The sequence below is a fragment of the Psychrobacter sp. 16-MNA-CIBAN-0192 genome (genome assembly GCF_040309565.1).
Classification (GTDB): domain Bacteria; phylum Pseudomonadota; class Gammaproteobacteria; order Pseudomonadales; family Moraxellaceae; genus Psychrobacter.
The window spans coordinates 1-236 of the sequence record NZ_JBEOOX010000714.1 but is presented as its reverse complement, the minus strand read 5'-3'; the positions used below and the strand labels follow the sequence as shown (position 1 = coordinate 236).

Sequence of the window (236 nt, the reverse complement as noted above, 5' to 3'; positions counted from 1 at the left end):
ACCCTATCGTACCCTCAGGGAGATTGACCACGTCTTGACCGAACCATGCAAACCCTGCCGCGCCAGCCAATGCAATCGGTAGACCGCAAGCCGCTGAGGTGCCGACCGATTGTTTCATCGGTAATCCCGCCCAGTTCAAAAACGGTACGGTCAAACTACCACCGCCAATACCGAAAATAGACGACGCCATACCAATACCCGTACCAGCACCAAACTGGATGCCAGCAGAGGGTAAT

At 54.7% G+C, this 236-nt stretch carries 1 protein-coding gene; it reads right to left on the bottom strand.

Annotated elements, in window-relative coordinates:
- A partial coding sequence (locus AAEY78_RS14950) for a TSUP family transporter (protein WP_352340285.1) occupies nucleotides 1–236 on the bottom strand: 236 nt, incomplete at both ends.